At 69.9% G+C, this 17,422-nt stretch carries 10 protein-coding genes; 5 read left to right on the top strand and 5 right to left on the bottom strand.

What is annotated here, in order from left to right:
* Nucleotides 1-72: 72 nt before the first annotated feature.
* The 5 genes from rocD to J2853_RS23635 all read right to left on the bottom strand — a co-directional run bounded on the left by rocD (nt 73) and on the right by J2853_RS23635 (nt 5,198).
* A complete protein-coding gene (rocD, locus tag J2853_RS23655) occupies nt 73-1,284 on the bottom strand; it encodes an ornithine--oxo-acid transaminase (protein WP_307561439.1) in 1,212 nt (403 codons plus the stop codon).
* 54 nt (nt 1,285-1,338) lie between these two features.
* Nucleotides 1,339-2,163 carry a dimethylargininase gene (ddaH, locus tag J2853_RS23650; RefSeq protein ID WP_370879536.1) on the bottom strand — a complete coding sequence of 275 codons (825 nt, stop codon included), beginning with the start codon at nt 2,161-2,163 and terminating at the stop codon, nt 1,339-1,341.
* A gap of 102 nt (nt 2,164-2,265) precedes the next feature.
* A complete protein-coding gene (locus tag J2853_RS23645; RefSeq protein WP_307568784.1) occupies nt 2,266-2,739 on the bottom strand; it encodes an Lrp/AsnC family transcriptional regulator in 474 nt (157 codons plus the stop codon).
* 174 nt (nt 2,740-2,913) lie between these two features.
* Complete coding sequence (locus tag J2853_RS23640; RefSeq protein WP_307561435.1) at nt 2,914-3,624, bottom strand: DUF5941 domain-containing protein; 711 nt, start codon at nt 3,622-3,624, stop codon at nt 2,914-2,916.
* Nucleotides 3,621-5,198 carry a CDP-alcohol phosphatidyltransferase family protein gene (locus J2853_RS23635; RefSeq protein ID WP_307561432.1) on the bottom strand — a complete coding sequence of 526 codons (1,578 nt, stop codon included), beginning with the start codon at nt 5,196-5,198 and terminating at the stop codon, nt 3,621-3,623. The genes J2853_RS23640 and J2853_RS23635 overlap by 4 nt, the downstream gene beginning before the upstream one ends.
* A 252-nt stretch (nt 5,199-5,450) precedes the next feature.
* Here J2853_RS23635 and J2853_RS23630 point away from each other — a divergent pair, with 252 nt between their 5' ends.
* From J2853_RS23630 to J2853_RS23610, 5 genes are all read left to right on the top strand, one after another.
* Nucleotides 5,451-6,341, top strand: a complete 891-nt coding sequence (locus tag J2853_RS23630; RefSeq protein ID WP_307561430.1) for an SseB family protein — start codon at nt 5,451-5,453, stop codon at nt 6,339-6,341.
* The gene (locus J2853_RS23625) at nt 6,338-6,727 is read left to right on the top strand and encodes a UCP033725 family protein (protein ID WP_307561428.1); all 390 of its coding nucleotides are present in this window, start codon (nt 6,338-6,340) and stop codon (nt 6,725-6,727) included. The genes J2853_RS23630 and J2853_RS23625 overlap by 4 nt, the downstream gene beginning before the upstream one ends.
* A gap of 120 nt (nt 6,728-6,847) precedes the next feature.
* A complete protein-coding gene (locus tag J2853_RS23620; RefSeq protein ID WP_307561426.1) occupies nt 6,848-7,252 on the top strand; it encodes a YbaB/EbfC family nucleoid-associated protein in 405 nt (134 codons plus the stop codon).
* Nucleotides 7,249-7,596 (top strand): hypothetical protein, encoded by a 348-nt coding sequence (locus tag J2853_RS23615; RefSeq protein WP_307561424.1) that lies wholly within the window; start codon nt 7,249-7,251, stop codon nt 7,594-7,596. Before J2853_RS23620 ends, J2853_RS23615 begins: the two co-directional genes overlap by 4 nt.
* A 59-nt stretch (nt 7,597-7,655) precedes the next feature.
* On the top strand, nt 7,656-17,375 hold the full coding sequence (locus tag J2853_RS23610; RefSeq protein WP_307561422.1) for a WXG100-like domain-containing protein: 9,720 nt from the start codon (nt 7,656-7,658) through the stop codon (nt 17,373-17,375).
* The last annotated feature ends 47 nt before the right edge of the window (nt 17,376-17,422 follow it).

The following is a 17,422-nucleotide window of genomic DNA, read 5'->3' as shown; positions in this document are numbered from 1 at the left end:
CCGGCTTCGGGAGGGCAGGGCGATTCCGGTGCGGCCGGCGCGCTCACGGGTGCGCCGGCCACACCGGACGGGTCAGTTCGAGAACTCCGCGATGGCGTCGGCGAGCTGGTCGACGGCCCAGAGGAGGTCCTCCTCGGAGACGACGATCGGCGGGGCGAGGCGGATGGTGGAGCCGTGGGTGTCCTTGGCCAGGACGCCACGGCGCATCAGAGCCTTGGAGACCTCCCGGCCCGTCGCCAGGGACGGGTCGATGTCCACGCCCGCCCACAGCCCCCGCCCGCGTACGGCGATCACGCCGTGGCCGATCAGGCCGCGCAGCCTCTCGTGCAGCACCACGCCGAGCCGCTTGGCCCGCGCCTGGTACTCGCCGGTGTTGAGAAGCTCGATGACCGCATTGGCGACCGCGCAGGCGAGAGGGTTGCCGCCGAAGGTGGAACCGTGCTGGCCGGGCTTGATCACACCGAGGACGTCCTCGTTGGCGGTGATGGCCGAGACCGGGACGACACCGCCGCCCAGGGCCTTGCCCAGCACGTAGATGTCGGGAACGACCCCCTCGTGATCGCAGGCGAAGGTGTCGCCGGTACGGCCGAGGCCGGACTGGATCTCGTCAGCGATCATCAGGACGTTCTCGGCGGTGCAGAGCGCGCGGACCTGGGTGAGGTAGCCGTCCGGCGGAACCAGCACGCCCGCCTCACCCTGGATGGGCTCGATCAGCACCGCGACCGTGTTGGCGTCGATCGCCTCGCGAATCGCCTCGACCGAGCCGTACTTCACGATCCTGAAGCCCGGGGTGTAGGGGCCGAAGCCGTCGTGGGCGTCGGGATCGGTGGAGAAGCTGACGATCGTGGTGGTGCGGCCGTGGAAGTTCTCCTCCATCACGATGATATTGGCCTGCTCCGCGGTCACGCCCTTGACGTCGTAACCCCACTTGCGGGCCACCTTGATGGCGGTCTCCACGGCCTCCGCGCCGGTGTTCATCGGCAGGACCATGTCCTTGCCGGTGAGGTCGCCGAGTCCGGCGGCGAAGGCGGCGAACTGGTCGTGGAAGAAGGCACGGCTGGTCAGGGTGAGCTTGGAGAGCTGCTCCTGCGCCGCCTCGATGATCTTCGGGTTGCCGTGGCCGAAGTTCAGTGAGGAGTAGCCGGACAGGCAGTCCAGGAACCGCTTGCCCTCGACGTCGGTGACCCAGGCGCCCTGAGCTTCATGGATCACGACGGGAAGCGGGTGGTAGTTGTGCGCGCTGCGTCGCTCGCTGAGCTCGATGAACTCGTTTGTGCTGGTCATCCGATATTTGCCGTTTCTTGTTTCGTAACCGTCCTGCCTGGCCCTATTTCCGGGTCATTCCCGGATCTCAAGCGTGCAGCACTTCGGGCCGCCTCCCGCTTTGCGCAGCTCAGAGAGGTCGACCGGGATGACCTCGAAGCCCTGGCGCTTGAGTTCGAGCTGGAGGTTGCCCGCCTCGGCGTTGATGACCACGTGCGTGCCGTCGCTGACCGCGTTGAGGCCCAGCACGGACGCGTCGTCCTCGTCGGCGATGACGGCGTCGGGGAAGAGGCTCCGCAGGACTTCCTGGCTGCCCGGGGAGAAGGCCCCGGGGAAATACGCCACCCGTCGTCCGTTCAGCGGGAAGAGCGCCGTGTCCAGGTGGTAGAAACGCGGGTCCACCAGTTGCAGCGTCACCACCGGGCGGCCGAGGAACTCCTGAGCCTCCTTGTGCGCGGTGATGTCGGTGCGGAATCCCGTGCCGGCCAGCACCACCTGGTCGAGGGTGAGGAAGTCGCCCTCGCCCTCGTTGGTGAAGGACGCCTCGCGCGCCCGGTCGTAGCCGTGGTCGGTGAACCACTTCAGGTACGCGGGCCCCTCGGCCGCGCGCTCCTTGTGGGTGAACCGCGCGCCGTACACGCGTCCGCCGACGACCAGCGCGCCGTTGGCGGCGAAGACCATGTCCGGCAGGCCCTCGATCGGGTCGATGAGGCTCACGCGGTGGCCGAGCTCCTCGTAGGCGCTCTTGAGCGTCTCCCACTGCCGGATCGCCACCTCGCGGTCGGCACCGGCCTCGGGATGCATCCACGGGTTGATCGCGTACTCAACCGCGAAGTAGTCGGGCCGACACATGAGGTAGTGCCTCGTCATAGATAACTCCGCAGAAGACGTCGTAGTGATGGTCGCAGTGACAGACGCACCGACGACGTCAACAGCTTACGAACGGTGTTCGCGCAGGCCAAGAGCATGTTTTTGCGTATGAGCGCGGGTTTCGCGCGTTGTTCAGGCGATGAACGGCGATTCGTTGCGTGAGGTGATGAGCGGGGCGTCGATCAGCCTGGAAAGCACGATGGAGCTCTTGGTCCGCACCACGAACGGCTCCGAGGATATGCGCTCGATCACCTGCTCCACGTGTCTCACATCGGTGGCCCTGATGTGCAGCAGAGCGTCCGCCTCGCCGGTGATGGTGCAGGCGGAGACCACCTCGGGATGCCGGGCGACGGCCACTCCGATCTCCGACGGCGAGGTCTTGCCCGCGCAGAACAGCTCCACGTAGGCCTCGGTGGTCCAGCCGAGTGCCGCGGGGTTCACCCGCGCGGTGAACCCGGTGACGGCCCCGGTCTCCCGGAGCCGGTCCACCCGCCGTTTCACCGCCGACGCCGACAGGCCCACCCTCTGCCCGATCTCCGCGTAGGTGGTGCGGGCGTCCTCGACGAGCGCCCCGATGATGTCACGATCCAGCCGGTCCAGTTCCACGTTGTTTTGTAACACAGGAGAGGACCGCGACAGTGCGTCGCGGTCCTCTCCTGTGCGTTATGACGTGCCGTGGTGGCGCGGGGTGCCGTGGATGGCACGGCGTTCACGGCGTGCCGTGAAGCTCCGGGCCGCTCCGTGCCGCGTGTCGCGACGTGGCGGTGACCCCGGTAGGGGTCAGGCGGGATCCGCGTCGCCGGTGGTCTGCTCCAGGACCTCCTCGGGGGAGGCCTCCAGGTCGTCACCCGCCTGGGCGAGCGCCGCGCCCTTGTCCAGGCGGACCCAGCTCGTCACGCTCTCGATGGCGAACAGCACGCCGAGGTAGAGCGTGAGCGCGGCCAGCACCCAGGTCAGCACGCCCAGCGCGGCGCCGGCGCCGATCAGCAGCAGCCGCAGCTCCCAGCCCAGCCCCGCCCGGAACACCCAGTCGGGCGGCCAGATGCTCTGCCGCGTCCGGTACACCGTGTCGTAGGTGTGGTAGCCGATCACGTAGAGCAGCACGAACAGCAGCCACTTGGGCGCGTCGGCGGCCAGGCCGATCAGAACGATGGTGAGGAACTCGGTCGCCCGGATCAGCGGGGGCATCAGCCAGTCGAACTTGCCCAGGTGGTCGCGGGCCGCGGTGGGCAGCACCAGGACGATCATGATCAGCACCGGGACGAGCAGGATCGGGCCGTCCGTGAGCATCCCGGTCATCGACATCGCGACGATCGCGAGCAGCGCGACGAGCGCGGAGGGCACGGTGGGCAGCCCGGGTCCCATCTTGCCGCGGAGCAGCGTCACCAGCGGGCCGTCGTCGCGGTAGGCGAGCAGCCGCGCGGTCTGGATGCGCAGCCGCTCCTCGTAGGGGTCTGGAACGGCGGGGCTGGTCTGCGGTTGGGTGATCATGCGAGCGACCTCATCAGGCGTCCGGTGAGCGAGTAGGCGGAACCGATGCCGCCCCAGATGATCAAGGTGATGAAGGTGATCCTTGCGTCGAACAGGGCGCCGACGATCGCGATGGCGGCGAAGCGCTCACCGATCGGGAACACGATCATCTTCCGGGCCCAGTGCACCGCCCGGTACTTGCCCGCCTTGCCCCACATCCTCAGCAGGCTGCGGATGCCCCCGCTCCGCGCCAGCTTGCGCTGCTCCAGCGCCGTGCGCAGACCGGTGTCGGGGCTGATCGACAGCGCCAGCGAGGGCAGCGGCGACGGGGGCTTGCGCCGGTTGGCGGCACCGAAGGAGAAGTCCAGCAGGTGTTTGACGGACTGCAGCCCGAGCGCGATCAGGGCCAGGGTCCAGACGTCGCCCACGCCGGAGACGGCCGCGCCGACCGCCAGACCGGCGAAGACCACGTACTCCTTGAACCGGTCGAAGGTGGCGTCCAGCCATGCCCCGAGCACGCCGAACTTACGGGCGTATCGTGCGACCTGGCCGTCCACGCAGTCGAACACGAACGCGAAGTAGATCAGGATGCCGCCGGCGACCATCCCGGCCCGCTCTCCGGTGGCGAAGCACAGCGCGGACGCCACGCCCAGGGCGATCGAGATCAGCGTGACCTGGTTGGGCGTGAGCCCGCGCCGGGCCGCCCAGCGGGCGATGTAGCGCGAGTAGGTGCTGACGAAGTACGTGGTGAAGAAGCCGTCGGCCCCCTTCACCGCGTTGCTCAGCCGCGCCTTGTCCTCGTTGAAGGTGGCCATCTCGGCCACCGCCTCGGCGGCCTGCTCCGGGGTGGTCACCCGGCGGAAGAACAGGTCGCGGCGGCCTCGGATGCCGACCGAGACGCCCCGCCGTACCAGGCCCAGGACCAGGAGCTGGAGCAGGTCGTCCTCGGGCCCGAGGAGATGGGCCATGTCGGCGAGCTCGCGGGCCGCCTCGGCCAGCGTGGCCGCGTGCTTGTGATGCAGGTGCAGCGGGCCGAGCAGGACCGAGTTGGGCCTGGTCACCCCGTGGTAGGCCGAGCCCACCGAGATCACCCGGGACCGGCGGACGCGCACCCGGACGGGGAGGCCCTCCAGCATCCGGTCGCCGATCTCCGGCTGCGCCTCGTCGATCGGGACGTTGGGGACGATGGCGTCGCCGTTCTCGTCCTCCTCGCGGGGCTCCTTGGTGATCAGAGCCAGCGCTCCACGCTTGGACTTGGTGATCTGGTAGATCAGCTCGTCGTGGATCAGCGAGTTGGCCGGGAGGATGAGCAGGTTCTCGGTGGCGTTCTCGACCGCGTCGGCCACGGCGCGTAGGTCGCCGGCCAGATCGGAGGTCTCGACGAGCCGGCCGGGGAGGCCCCGATAGACCGCCGCGTCGCCCGAGCGGGCGATCGTCACCGGTGCGGGATCAAGAGAGGCGAGCTGGCCGTGCAGCTTGCCGATCACCGTGGGGCAGCCGGGAAGCGCGGGCAGAGTCAGCGCGGCGGGCGGCGTCGACTGGCCGGTAGCGGCATCGGGGCTGGGCGATGAGCCCAGCAGGACCACGCGGGGCATGGCACCCTTTCGTGCGGGGGCGGGGTAAAACGCGGGCGGGGGAGTTCGCCAGAAGCCAAAGTTTAGTGAGTTTTAGGTTAACAACATGCATCCGTGATCTACGCAAGCCACTTGATCATGCTTGAAGCCTCGCCAATCGGGCGTTCCGCCGACCGGGGACCCGTGATTTCGTATGGTCAGCCATGGGATGTCCTCCGGACGGAACCCATCATTTAGTGTGATCGACATGCAGCCGTCGAACCCCGCCCCGGCATGCTGACCGTGCCCCCCTCCGGCCCCTTCGAGGAACACCTCTGGGCGGAGTTCGAGGCCGGCCGGACGGCCCGGTGCCTGAGCCTGCTCAAGGACGCCGACTTCGTGCTGCCGATCACCCGGGCCGCGGCCGAGGGCGCCGAGCCGGTCGCCTGGCCGACGGCCGCCGACGCCGAGCGGACCTGGCTGCTGGCCTACACCTCGGCCGAGGCGATGACGCTGGCAGGCGGCGGCGTCACCGAGCATTACCGGATCGTCTCGATGACGGAGCTGGCCGCGGGCTGGCCCGATCCCCACTGGGGCCTGGCGATCAATCCCGGTCTGCCCGTCTGCTTCCTCCTGGAGTCGGGCACGGTGGCCAGGCTCGCCGTCCCCACGCTGGCCCAGGACCTCGCGCTCGCCCCCGAAGCCGGTGTCCCCGTGCTGCAGAAGCCGCTGCGCCCGGCCGACATCCACGACCTGCTGTCCGGCGGGGAGCCCCGGGTCTCCGGCTACTGCCACCACGCCCTGGACGTCTCGCACATCGCCACGCCGGCCGTGCTCGCCGACGCGCTCGGCCGATCCGATCTGCTCACCGACGACGGCGGGCTCAACCTGCTGCGCTGGCGTCCGGCCGGGCTCGACCTGTACCGCACGCCGTACGGCGGGGTGGACGAGGCGGGCCGCGACGCGGTGGCCGGATGGGTGGTGGAGGAGCCGCCGTTCGTGGGGCTGGGCCTGGTGCCCAACGTCGACCAGGTCATCCGCGAGTACAAGGTGTACGGCGTCGGGCTCACCCACGGCGCCGAGATCTGGGAGCTGACCGCGGAGGGGACCGAGCACCGGCGCGCGTTTTACCACGGTGACCTGCGGCGCTGGCTGCTGGTCGGGGTCCGGGCGAGCGCGCCGTGACCTGGCACTCCTACCGCGCCCGCTGGCGGGGCGCCGACTACCCCGCCAGCCCCGAGCCGTCCGCGCTGGAGACGTGGGTACGGCTGCGCCGCGACGAGCCGGCCGAGGGCTTCGAGGAGGTCGAGCCCGGGTGCCACGTCCGGGCCGTCCCGGCCGCCGAGTGCGAGTCCGTGCACTTCGTGACCACGGTCTGCCGGTGGCGTGACGCCGAGTTCCACGTGCACGACGAGCGTGAGGGCGAGGTGTTGCTGGAGTATCTGGGCGGCTCCGCGCCCGAGGCCGTGGCACTCGGCCTGGAGCGGATCGAACGCGGCGTCTACCGCCGCTGGATCCCGCGTGCCGAGGTCGGCGAGTTTCAGGAACGCGCGATTGCGCTGAACTTGTGAGGTTTGACTAGGTATAGGCATTTCCCTCCACATGCTTGTCGAATGGTGTTCATGTGGCAGAAACTACTCAGTAACATCTGCGACATCTGAGGGGCAGGTGCGCATGGTGAGGGGAGTGACATGGAGCCTTTCGGCGAAAGGGACGCCACCGGTCTGCAGGCTTATACGGAGGAACTGCGCGCGACCTTCATGCGGCTTCAGGACGAGGGCGCCGAACTGCACGCCGTGGCCAGAGCGGTCCAGGTGACCGAGAAATCGCGCGACGGCCTGGTGTCGGTCACCGTCGGCTCGCGCGGCGAACTGATCCGGCTCGACATCGACCCCCGCATCTACCGGCGCCCCGACGCCCGCGCCCTGGCCGACTCGATCACCGAGACCGTCCGGCGGGCGGCGGACGGGGCCCGGGAGCGGATCATCGAGGTCTTCGAGCCGCTGATCCCGGCCGACCAGATGAAGGTCCATCTCGACGGCGACCTCGGATCCCTGATGACCCAGCTCGCCGACCAGATGGGTGGGAAGCGATGAACAACCCCTACGACGGCCTGGCGATCTCCAAGCCCGCGGTGGACGCGGGAGTGGCGCAGTGGAACGTCATGTCCGGCGACCTGGAGCGGTTCTTCACGGAGCGCGCGGCCAGGATCACCGAACTCAACGCCGCCGCGCCCTGGGGTGGAGACGCCTCAGGGCGCGCCTTCCAGCAGTCCTACATGCAGGGGGACGGACCCGACGTCATGCTCTCCAACGGTGCCCATCTCGTCCGGCAGATCGCCGACGCGGGCCCGGGGCTGCGCCGGACCTTCGAGAACTCGCTGGGCACCGACGCCGCGATCGCCCAGGACCTCGGCCGGGGCGCGGTGCGCCAGATCTGACGCGCGGGTCCGAGGCGCGCAGGGGGCAGATCAGGGTCAGGTGACGGAGTGAGGGCGGCATGGCCACGAACACTGGTACGGATACGGTCAATCAGAGTGGGCAGCCGACCCAGCAGCGCGTGGTTCGCATCACGAGCGACGTCATGCCCGTCTGGGAGACCGACGTCATGCCCGACTTTGTGGACTACGTACTGATTCCACTGCTGGCGGGCGGGCAGATGTGGCCCGGCAAGGGCGACGGCGGGGGTCTCAGTGAGAGCAAGCTGTCGGAGCTGGCCCAGGCATGGGAGGAGCTGGCCGCCGGGCTCAGGCCTTACGCCGAGCCCGCGGGCAAGGCGGTCCGCACCGTCGTCGCCGGCTGGCAGGCCCCGGCCACAGCCGACTTCGTCACCCGTGCCCAGACGATGTACGGCGAGCAGGCCGGCCTGGCCGGCGTCTCCCGGGGCGCGGACGCCTACGCCGTGCAGGTCAGCGACTTCGCCGTCGAGACGCAGTACTCCAAGCTCTCCATCAACGTGGCGTTCTGGGTCACGGTCGTCGCCATCTCCATCGCGCTCCTCGTCGCCTTCTTCACCGCGGGCTCGACCGCCCCGCTGATCGGCCCGTACGCGGCGGCGGCCCGCGCGGCCATCAGCCGCATCCTCGCCCGGCTGGCCGCCGTCGCGGGCCGGGTGATCGGTCCCGCCGGCATGGCCCGGATCACCGCGCTGAGCGGCGCGACCGGCCGCGGCCTGCTCACCCGCATCCTCCTCTCGCCGCTCGGCAAGGAACTCATCGAGGAGATGGGCGAGGAGTTCTTCATCGACGGCATGGCCCAGTACCAGCAGATCAAGATGGGCACCCGTGAGAAATGGGACTGGAAGAAGTCCCAGGCCGCCGTCATCGGCGCGGGCACCGGCGCGGTGGTCGGCATGGGAACGGCCGGTCCGATCTCCCGGGTCACCCGCAACGTGCCCGGTTTCGCGGGGCGGGCGCTGAACACCGGTCTCAGCAACGTTGTGGCCTCGCCGGTGGGCAGCTTCGTCGCCAACGGCCTGGTCTACGACCAGTGGAGCAACCCGTTCACGATGGACTCGATGACCGGCGCGTTCTTCGGCGGCGTCGGACGCACCGGGTCGGTCAGCCCGTTCAGCGCGGACGTCTACACCGCGCTCGCCAGCCCGAACACGACCCTCGCCTCCGCCTACGACGCCGCCGCTCTCGCCGACGCGATACGCGCGGGCGCCGGTCCCGGCGGCCCGCCGGGCGGTATGGCGGGCGGCGCCCCCAATCCCACCACCGGTGGTCCAGGTGGTCCCGTTACCGGCGCCCCGGGTATGGCGGGCGTGGGCGTCCCCGGTGGCGGAGCCGGAGGCCAGGGAGGTGGCAACCGGGCCGGTGCTTCCGCCACGGCCGGTGCCACGGCCGGTGCCAGGGCCTCACATATGTCAGGCACAAGTGGGCAGAGCGGCCCAAGCGGGCAGGCGGCGCCGCATCCTTCGAACGCGGCTGCGTCAAGCGCGAGCACGTCGGCCTCTCCGAGCCCCCAGGCCGGCACTACTCAGGCCGGCACCACTCAGGGCACCGCCTCGGGTCCGACCGCCACAAGCGGGCAGGCGGCGCCGCATCCTTCGAATGCGAGTGCGTCAAGCGCGAGCACGTCGGCCTCTCCGAGCCCGTCGAGTGCGAGTGCGCCGAGCGCGGGTGGTCAGGCGGCACCGGGTGCGTCGAATGTGAGCGGGCAGGGCGGTCCGGCCGCCGGCCCGGTTGCGGCGAATCCCGCCAGTGCCGCCGCGTCCAACGGGGCGAACGCGCCCACGCAGGTCGCGGCGGGCACGCCGAGTGGGCAGGGCGGCCCAAGCGGGCAGGCGGCGCCGCATTCTTCGAACGTGGCTGGGCCGAGTGCGGGCGGTCAGGCGGCACCGAGTGCACCGAGTGCACCGAGTGCGGCGAGTGCGGCGAATGTGAGCGGGCAGAGCGGTACAAGCGGGCAGGCGGCGCCGCATCCTTCGAATGCGAGTGCGTCAAGCGCGAGCACGTCGGCGTCTCCGAGCCCGTCGAGTGCGAGTGCGCCGAGCGCGGGTGGTCAGGCGGCACCGGGTGCGTCGAATGTGAGCGGGCAGGGCGGTCCGGCCGCCGGCCCGGTTGCGGCGAATCCCGCCAGTGCCGCCGCGTCCAACGGGGCGAACGCGCCCACGCAGGTCGCGGCGGGCACGCCGAGTGGGCAGGCCGCGACGGTCCCCACCGGCACGACGCTGCTCGCCGAGTCGGTGATGGCCGAGACCATGGGGATCGTGGTGCCGGACGCGTCGCTGGTACAGGGCGGTCAGATGCGGCTGACCAGGGCGGACGGCAGCCCCGTTTACCTGACTGCCGACCTTCTGCGTGCCATGCGGGAACGGCTGGCGGTCCGGGCGGGCGACGGCGTCGGCCCGCACCGGCTCCGTGCGGAGGCGGCCGCCTGGCTGGGCATCGAGATCGCCCGGGCCGACGGCGAACCACCGTTGGCAAGCGCGATCCAGGCGCTCCACTGGTTGGCGGAAGGGTCGCCCGAGACCATGGACGCGGCCATGCGGGTGGCCATGGAAATCGTCCAGGACAATCCGACCGGCATTGACCACTCCCAACTGGACGAGAGTGCGCGCAAGCAGGTGGAGAACGACCTGGCCCGCGCCGCGAACGAGTCGGCGAGTGCACCGGTGGACGAGCACGAGGCGCTCCGTTCGGGGCGGCAGGTCAGTGCGGCCAAGGAGATCGTCCGGCAGACCGATGAGCTCGCCGTCCAACTGGCCGGCGCGGCAGCGAAACCGGGTGGATCGGGCACATCGTCGGTGCCTCCCGCGCTCTCCGAGCTGTCCGCGCAGGTGAAGGAACTGGCCGAGTCCTTGGCAGCCGCCGAGACCGGCCTGAAGGAGCGGGAGAAGGTCAAGTCGAAGAGCGCGGAGACGGCCGAGGAACGGGCCGACGAGGCGATCAGGAAGGCGGATGCCGCCGAGGAGGCGGAGAAGAAGGGCGAGAAACTACCGGGAGAGCGCGACCGCAAGGCATCGGAGCGGCGCCGCCAGGCACGGGCGGAGGCCACGCTCGACAAGGAAACCGCGGCACGTGAGATGAGGGCCGCCCTCAGGTACGAAACGGCAGTCGACCGAGCCAAGGCCGTGCGCGAGGCGTTCGAAAAGGCGTCCGACGCGCTGCAGCGGCTGAAGGCGGAGCGGAAGCCGGGTCCGGCGGCCACGCTGGCCGCTGAGGCCGCCCGGCTTGTGCATGAGGCGGACTCCCGGCTCGCCGAGTACCAGGAGGCGCTGAAGGCGGCGCTGCCGCCGGCGGCCGGGCAGGCCGCCGGTGTGCCGGCCAACCGGCTGCCGTTCATGAAAGCTTTGACGAAGAAGGTCAACGAGGCGCTGGCCGACAACAAGGTCGATCACCTGTTCACCCCCGCCGAACTGGAGAAGATGCTGTGGCCGGAGTTCCCCCAACTGGTATCCGGCGACGGGGCGGTGCTGAGGGTGGGGGTCGGCGAGACCGCCGAGGTCCGGATCAAGCTGCAGATGAGTGATCTCGTGGAGGTCCTCGACCGGGAGGTGGTGGCCTCCGAACTGATGCTCGGCCGCATGAAGCAGGGGCACGAGGCGGTATCGGTCACCACCAGCCGTAACACCGGCACGGCGACGGGGGTCGATGTGCCGGGACTGATCGGAAACCTGATCAAGATGCTGCCGGCCCAGCACAGCGTGCGGCTGTGGGCCGAGAACGTGTTGCCGCACATCGTGCTTGAGGGCGGCCGCAGCAGCGGCTCCGGAAAGTCGATCAACGAGAAATCCAGCTCCCGCGTCACGGGCGGCGGGGTCACGGACAACCGCGGTGATTCGGATGAGTACAGCGCGGTGTCCGAGTACGAGGTCGAGGTTCTCGCCCCGGGGAAGGCCAGGTGGCAGTCAGGCGGGCGAGTCACCGAGGGTTTGCCCGGCGACGCGACGCACACCGTGGTGTACATCTCGCACGCTCACGCCGAGCGCGGCCCCGAGAAGACCATCCAGCTCAAGTTCGACCGGGGGCAGACGCCGGCGCTCCCGGACCACTCGGTCATCAATGTGGCCGGTGCGGAAGAGGCCATGGGCAAGCTCAGGGCGGAGCTGGGTCCCAAGTTCGCCAAGGTGGGCAGCATGGCCCACCACGAGATCCGTACGATGATCGTCGAGGAACTGCCGAACAGCCTGCTGGAGGTGGTGAACAACCCGGACGGAAAGACCTGGACCACCACCGCCGAGGGAATGCCGCAGGTGGACATCCAGGCCCAGGGCGAGCTCAAGTGGCGGCCCGTGGGGAACGGGAAGGTGGAGCTGGAGACCGAGGCGCTCGGGTGGGCCAGCACCAAGCAGCTCGGCGAGAAACTGGGCGTCTCGTTCTCCGAGGTGTCGGGAGGACAGGGGACCAACCAGTCGTCGGGTGTGAACGCCACGGCGGGCGTCAAGTTCGGCAAGGACGCGCTTCCCCTGCCGGACATCGTCATCACCGACCTGGCGGACGTCAAGGGTCTGTCGGCGAAGGCCGTCGCCAACGCTTCCCACGGGGTGTCGCATTCCGGCGGGGTGAACGTGGGCGGCACGTCGATCGTGCCGATCGTGGGGCGTGACTCCGGGCACAACCAGGCCTACACGGCCGAAATGGTGATCACGTTCACCGTGCGTGTCCGTGGTGAGAGCAAGCCGCGCGCTCCGATCGCGAGCACGCTCGGGGTGACGATGCAGATGCCGGAGAGCGCCGCATACCACGCGGGGTTCCCGGTTGACGCGGACATCATCCAACGGGACGAATCCGGTGCGGAGCTGCGGCATGCCGACGGCTCGCTGAAGCTGCGGGACGACATCTCACCTGAACCGCCGCCCGGCCGGAAGGGAGAGCCGGCGACCTGGCAGGGAGACGGTCCGGGCCAGGTGCGCACGGTCGGGATGGGGCACACGCTGCTGCCGGACGACCCCGCCAACCTCGCCGAGCTCGCCAGGATCCAGCGCGTGACGGAGGAGTATCTGCGCGGGATAGGTGTGGATCCCGGTACGGAACTGGGCAGGCAACTGTCCAAGTTGCGGCTGGAGACCGACTACAACCAACTCGTCAAGGACGGGATCCTCATTCGCGTCGTGGACGGGCGGAGCGGTCACCGGCCGAAGGAGACCACCCTGCGCGTCCGGGGCAACCGAGACTGGAGCAGCAGGCAATACATCGGGCACGGGACCGCCAAGACGGTGGTCACGTTGTATATCGGGTCCGACACCGAGGGAAGCTCGAGCGGCCTGTCGGTCTCCACGTCGGTCGGTGCCGCGGTCGGCGCCGAATATAAGTTCGGCGCCGAGGAAAGCGTGGTCGGCGGTGGTGTGGGCTACGGGAAGAACTGGGGCCCGAGCTCCGGTGAGAGCGAGGGTCTCACCACCAACGGGGTGCTCCTGGCGGAAGGCCGCTCCACCACGGCGGTGACCGAGGAGGTGGACAAGCTGACGATCGAGCATCTGATGAGCGACGGGAAGGTGAAAGAGGTCGCCTCCGCCTATGTGCGGGTGGGGCATCCGCTGCCCGCCGGCATGCTGCCCGCGACCGGTTCCACCGGCCCCTCGGCCACGTTCCAGACGCCCGGGAGGCTGCTGGACAGGGCCAGGCCGTGGGCCATCGACACAGGTGCGAACACCGATCTCTTGGGCGAGATCACCAAGAAGATGGGCATCCCGCAGGGCAGTGAGGCCTACCACGCCATCGCCCAGATCCTGAGCGACTCCAGCCTCCTGTCCCACACCGAGTTCATGCAGACCCCGTACGAGATCGAGTTCGTCATAACGTCGCAGGGGGTCCGGCCACGTCGTTGGTCGGTGTCGATCTCCGGCCAGGTGGGCGAATCGCGGCACGTCACCACCGGCGAGATGGTGGACGGCGACATCAACCTCACCCTGGGCAGCCACGGCACGTCCTCCGGCAAGCAGCACGGCGGGACGGTGAACGGCTCCGTCTCGGGAGGCGCCAGCCAGGCCGCGCAGCCCATGGGCGGTGCGGACGCCGGAGGGTCCAGGTCGAAGAACGGTTCCACCTCGCGCACGAAACTGCCGATCTCGGGAGAGGAGTATCTGGGCATCGACACCGGCGACCAGTCGCTGTTCGCCGCGCAGCTGACCACCACCGTCACCGTCAGCGAGGTGGGCACGGACAAGACCGAGAGGGTCACGACGGATGACGGTACGTACATGTTCCTGAAGCCCGAACGGGACGTGCTGGACATGTACGCGCGGGGAGAGGTGCTGCTGTCGCTGGACGAGGTTTCCGACGCGGTGGAACGGTTCCTGTACGGCCACCTGACCCTCAGGCGTGACACGCAGGCCCTGCTGGTCAAGCGCTACCTCCAGGACATCAGGGCCGCCCGTGCCTCCGGTGCCGCACTCGGGCTGGCCGCCGGGCACACGCCGCAGGTGTTGCTCGACCGGCTCATGCAGCTGTTCGGCAACCACGACGCCGCCCTCCGGGCGGAGACCAACCCCAGCCGGCGCTTGGCACGCCTGCTGGCCAAGGAAGCCAATCGGGTTGCGCACCCGAGACCGGACATGGTGGAGCTTGCGGACTCCGTCCGGGGCAAGCTGGGCCAGTCCTGGCCCGAGGAGATCGTCCTGCGTTACGGGAAGGGCGGCCCGGAGACCGACCTGCACCACGCGATACTCGACGCCGTCGAAGCCTACGAGCGGGCCAATCCGGACGCGAGGCCGGTGCCGCGGCGCAGCCTGTTCAGCAGCTTCGCCGGTCGGCGCTGGCTGGGAGCGAAGCTGGCCAACATGCTCGGTGGGAACGGATACGTCTACTCCCCGACGGTGCGTGCCGATGCGGGGACCGGCACGATCCCCGCCATCCGGCTGCAGATGGATTTCGGCGACGGACCGGTCGAGCTGCTCGCCCATTACAGCGACCGTGGCCTGATCGTGCAGCGCTACGTCTACGACCAGCTCACCGCGTCCGAGTCGTCCGGCACGTCGTACGGGGGCAACGTCGGCGCCAGAGGTTCGGTGGGGAACGCCGACGTCGGTTTCGGCATGTCAGGTTCGGGAGGGGTCAGCTACAGCCATTCCGGTTCGGCCTCCAGAACACGGCAGTGGACCGAGCTGCAGCGCATCGCCACCTTCGGCCTGGACGAGGTCCGCCATGCGGTCAGGGTCACGATCACGGTCGGCGGGAGTCAGGTCACCGAGGGGGAGGCGGAGCAGAACGGCGCCCGCAAGCCTGTCGTGGTCGAGCTGGCAGGTGAGATGACCCGGCTGGTGCCGTCGGAGCTGGTGATGGCGGAGAAGCGGCAACGGGCCCCCGACCCCCGGCCGGTGGTGAAGCTGCCGGAGACCTTCATGGTGGACAACCTGCGGACCGACGGGCTGGAGAAGGCCGTACGGGAACTGCTCGCGGACAAGAGGCTTCTCGGCGAGAAGGGTGCCGCAGAGGCGCTGGCCACGCTGGAACGCGACCTGTCGGAGATGCGGCAAGGTGTCAACTTCCGCCAGATGCTCGAGGAGGAGGGGTCCACGACGATCCGCTTCACCCACCCGAGCAAGCCGGGCAAGGTGGTGGAGGTGACCCTCAAGGCCCGGCCGCAGGACCTCCACGTCACCGTCCCCGGCCGGAAGGACACCGAGATCGGCCTGGTGCGCCGGATCATGCACATCACCGAGCGGACCGTCAGCTGGAGCCGGAAGTTCTCCATCGGCCGGGCCTCACAGCTCTTCGGATTGAGCAGGTCGAAATCCACAGGCTGGCAGGTCTCCGTGCAGACCACGGTCAGCAACGGGAATCGCACCGAGCTGAGCCGCTTCGCGAAGGGCACCGCCGCCAGCGTCGAGGTGCCGGTGTCATTCGACATCACGGCCGAGGTGAAGACCGTGAAGCCCGGTAAGGCCGAGAAGGCCGGCCTACGGGTCGAGGCGCAGGACGTCGCGACGGGCCTGGCCGAGGTGACCATGTTCGAGCGTGACCTGAGGAAGGTCGAGCTTTCGCGTGGCGCCGAAGACCGGCGCCGGTGGGGCTGGAGCCTCGGCGAGCCGGAGGTCACCCGCACCACCGAGCGGCCCGGCTGGCGGGCGCTGTGGCGGAGCAGACCGGCGGCCGGGGCCGCGCATCCGCTCGATCTGAACGCACTGATCACCGAGGCGAAGGCCCTGGCGAAGACCCTGGCGAAGGTTGAGGGGAGGGCCGGCCCCGACATCCCTCCCGACGTCCTGCACAAGGCGATCGTCAAAACGGCGCAGTGGAACCTGTTCGGCCGCCGGCCGCCCGGCACCCCGATCCTGCTCACCGCCAAGGCGAGCGCCCCCGGACAGATGAGCCTGGTGACCCATGCCCGGCTGCTGGCCCGCGCGTTGCACACCGACGTCAGCCTTGAGCTACGTGAGCCCGACGGCACCGCACGCCACTACCGGGCCACTCGGGACGGCACGCTGCGCAGCGAGCTGCCCGACGGCGGATTCACCTCGGCGTTCGGCACGCTCCCCCCCGGGCTGGTGGCCCTCGCGGACGAGGCCGGGGCCGACCTGCGCGCACTGCACAACCGCTCGCCGGAGGAGGGCGATTTCGACCACCGGGTCCGCGAAGAGCTGGACCGGCGTGGCGTGAAGGTCGTCCCCCCGGTGACGTCCGTCCCACGCGCCTCCGCCGCCCCCGGAACGCAGGCGGGCTCGGCAGGGCTGAGCAGCTCCTACCAGGGAGCCGCCGGCCCGGGTGCGGTGTCGCCCACTGCCGCGGCGCCGGCTGGTGGCGCGGGCTCGGTGTCGGAGCGACAGCGCCCGGGGGCGGCGTTGCGACAGAGCCCGGGGACGGCGTTCGTCGTGGACAATCGGGCGCCGCATCTGCCCAACCTGACCGTGAAGGAGATCAAGACGGCGGTGGAGCACCTCCTGCCCTCGCAGCTGGGCCGGGACGTCAAGAGCCTGAGCTGGTCCGCGGACGGTTCGACGCTGGTGGTGGAGACCAAGGGCCACGCCACGCACTACTTCCGGGTCACGATCGGCCGGCCGGTGAAGCGGATGGTGTTGAGTGGCCGGGTGGAGGAGCTGATGGCGAAGACGACGACCCCGTCGGGCGACTTCCCGTACCTGCACGACATGGTGCTCACCGAACGGCCCCACCCGGACGTTGTGAAGCGGATGGTGCTCCGCGAGATCAGTGACGTGCTCCAGCGGCCGGCGGCGGCCGCGCAGCGGCCGGAGCAGGGTGTGATCCGCCGTGCCCTGTCGTGGGTGACCCGGACGGACAGCCGGGACGAGTGCGCGACGTCACGGTACCGCGAGTATCAGGAGCTGGTCGCTCAGTGGCGGTCGGCCCGCACGAACGGCGAACGGGACTACTACGAGCGTGAGATGAGCGGGGTGGCGTGGGCCATCCGGGACCGCGGCCAGGTTCCGCCGGTGCCGCCCCGGAACGACGGGCAGCCGGCGGTGCCGGCCCAGAGGGGCGGTCTCGCCGCCCTCCTCAACCGCCCCGACGGTGGCACCGCTCCGATGCCGGACCGACCGGCCCCGCGGAACGCGCTGAGGGACGAGTACTGGGACCGGATGGCCCGGATCGGCAACACCACCGGCTGGATCCCGCCGGAAGAGGAGGCGTGCGAATGCCCGCCCGGCGAGCCCTGTGTCTGCGGTCGACGGCCGGTGGATTCCGGCCCGGAGAACGGCGCCTCGCCGCCGGCTCACGCAACCGCGGACCCCGTCCCGGCTCCGGCACAGCTCACGGGGCAGAGCCGTACCGTCGCCTCGAGTGAGACGCTGTGGCAGATCGCCGGGAACCACTAGGGCGACGGCCGTCGCCGGAAGGACATCCGGGAGCCCGTCAGCCCGTC

It is taken from the genome of Streptosporangium lutulentum (assembly GCF_030811455.1).
GTDB lineage: Bacteria > Actinomycetota > Actinomycetes > Streptosporangiales > Streptosporangiaceae > Streptosporangium > Streptosporangium lutulentum.
The sequence above is the reverse complement of the archived record's forward strand: the minus strand, read 5'-3'. Positions and strand labels throughout refer to the sequence as shown.